This window comes from Tissierella sp. (assembly GCF_052089545.1).
GTDB lineage: Bacteria > Bacillota > Clostridia > Tissierellales > Tissierellaceae > Tissierella_A.
In genome coordinates, this window is record NZ_JBQDAA010000280.1 from 1 (window position 1) to 2,533 (window position 2,533).

The 2,533-nt window shown below is 33.0% G+C and carries 3 protein-coding genes; all 3 read right to left on the bottom strand.

Annotation, left to right across the window (positions count from 1 at the left end):
- On the bottom strand, nucleotides 1–768 hold a 768-nt coding region (locus ACTHW2_RS12920), incomplete at its 3' end, for a glucosyltransferase domain-containing protein (protein WP_442264299.1).
- 28 nt (nucleotides 769–796) lie between these two features.
- The gene (locus ACTHW2_RS12925) at nucleotides 797–2,044 is read right to left on the bottom strand and encodes a glycosyltransferase family 4 protein (protein ID WP_101415660.1); all 1,248 of its coding nucleotides are present in this window, start codon (nucleotides 2,042–2,044) and stop codon (nucleotides 797–799) included.
- A 3-nt stretch (nucleotides 2,045–2,047) separates the two neighbouring features.
- A partial coding sequence (locus ACTHW2_RS12930) for a DUF2142 domain-containing protein (RefSeq protein ID WP_442264300.1) occupies nucleotides 2,048–2,533 on the bottom strand: 486 nt, incomplete at its 5' end.

Below are 2,533 nucleotides of genomic sequence, written 5' to 3' on the forward strand. Positions count from 1 at the left end.
TCTCAAACTTGATAAACCATCTACAAATGACTTATCAAACCACGTTATCATTCCTAAGGAGTGATTAGCATGTGTTGTTTTCAGAGCAAAGACAATAAGTCTATCTAATAACCAATAACAAGCTATGCCTAATAGTAAAACTATTACACTAGGAAAAGCTTTTACTATTAATTCAGAAAAAGAGAATTTTGATTTCTTATATTCCAACAAAAGCATCGCAACAATTATCTGTATGAAGAATAAAATAAATGTTTGATAGACACCTATAACTAAGGTCATTAGGCTAATTAGGATAATATAAATGATTATTTTTTTTAATCCAGAAAAAGTTCTCACTTTTAAGCAATAACTAGCCACTATAACAGTCAGTAACATTGCTAGCGAAAACTCAAAATTCTGAAGAACAAAATAATATTGAAAAACAAATAACTGGCTTGTAGTAAATAGACTAGGAACTATAAAAAGTTTCTTATTTTCTCTAATTTCTATATAATCACTAAAAAGATAAGTTAAATATAATGAAGTTATCCCTAAAAGTATACAAGTTAAGGTATTTATCATATATATATTGGTGAACTCTTTCAAAAATATTTTTTTTAGAATCACCTCGCCAAAACGTCCAATACTTATCCAATAATTCATATAGCCTGATGGATTTTGAATAAACCAATTGGTATCCATTCCATAAGATGTATTTGCAATTTTTAATCCATAGATCAATACTATTAAAAACATAGTATAAATGACTAAAGATTTTTTCTTAGACATAAATTCAATCATTGAAACATTTAAACCTCTAACTCATTTTTTTAAGCTGAAATAATTTTCTTACAGCAGATTTCACACTTTTCGTTAGTGCTTTTCGGTTGTTTAAAAAATCGATCTCTTTCTGATTTACTTTTTTATGACGCAATTCATCGTCCTCAATCTTTTCAGTAATATTAGCATAGACACTCTCAAGAGAATATCTCTCTTTTAAACTTGGAACAGCTTTTACTGCTTCAAGTTTCTCTTGGTCAAATCTACCAAGGACCTCTGAAATCATGCTAGTTAAGGTATCCAAGTCCCCCGAAGGGTAGATATGCCCTTGCTCATTCATATACTCGAAGGCTGATTTATGTCCCGCATTATCTGATAAAATCGTTGGAATACCATTTAAAACAGATTCAACATAAACAAGACCAAACGTCTCCATACTCGACGGGAAAACAGCTAAATCCTTATCAGTAATCTCTGACCAAGGATCATCTAAATATCCCATAAATGAAACATTTTTCAAATTATGCTCTGCAATATAATCATCACAGAGTTGTTTATAATCCTCATCCCATGCACCTAAAAATACAAGTTCAGTGCCTGCTAGATTAAGCATTTGAAAAGCTTTAATCAACTCAAGCTGATTCTTTCTCTGAGTCAAGCGACCAACTGAAACGATACGATGGTGGTCGTTGGATCCAAGTGACACCCCTTCTTTGGTTTCAATTTGAGTATAGGGGGCAAAAGAATAAATCTTCCTATTTGGGAAATGCTTTTGTAAATCCTCGGTCAACGCTCCTGTTACAGCAAAAATCTCATCAGAAAACTTGTCTATAAAGTCAAGTTTTTCTTTATAGTAACCAAATTCTCCCTCAGGAAATTCATGAATCAACCAAAAATGTCTGACATTCTCAAAAGTTGCAGCAAGTGCACCTTGGAAAACATTCACAGTATTTGATATCACTAGGTTTACATCTTCAGATATAATAATCCTCTTCAAGTCTCTAATATTTTTCTTGTAGCCTTGAATACGCTTATAATGATTGCCTGGCGAACCACCCGGTGCTTCTTCCCACCACCATTTGACAGCTGAAAGACCGTGGGTTTCAATCCCTGCTTTCTGAAGTTCTACTTGATATTCCTCTTGAGACGGCACCTTGTAATCAGGAAAAACATTTAATACACGATAACCTTTTTTTACAAGAAATTTCATAAGATTGACTATAGAAATTTCGGCACCATTATCCAGAGTCCCCGTCGGAGATATAAATAAAATTGTCTTAGTCATAAATTATGCAAATACCCCCCAATAATGGAAAAGAATCAAATAAATAGCCACTAAGAAATTAGCAATTAAAGTCAGAGTTGCTATCTTCAATCTTTTCTGTCGAGCTAAATCAACTTTAGCTGTATTAGCAATTAACGGTAACAAGAGAATGATAAATGGCGTAAAATAACGTCCTTGAGCACCAACTGATATATTAGCTCCCTGTCCAAGAACAATTGGTGTCCACGCAATATACATTACTGTAACAGCAGCTAGAACCTCTAGTATGAAGAGAATACAAGAGGCATTAGCAAAATCTTTTGTAAAGAAATCCTTCTTACTTGATAGGAATAAAATAGTAAGAACTACGATATCAATAAAGATTAACCAAAGTGGCATTTGCAAAGTAAGGTTTCCAAGATAGCCGAACATACCAAGCGACAAGATACCATTCAAATTGTCATTCAACTCAGGATTAAAGAGTGTATTACGCAAAACCTCGCCATAATG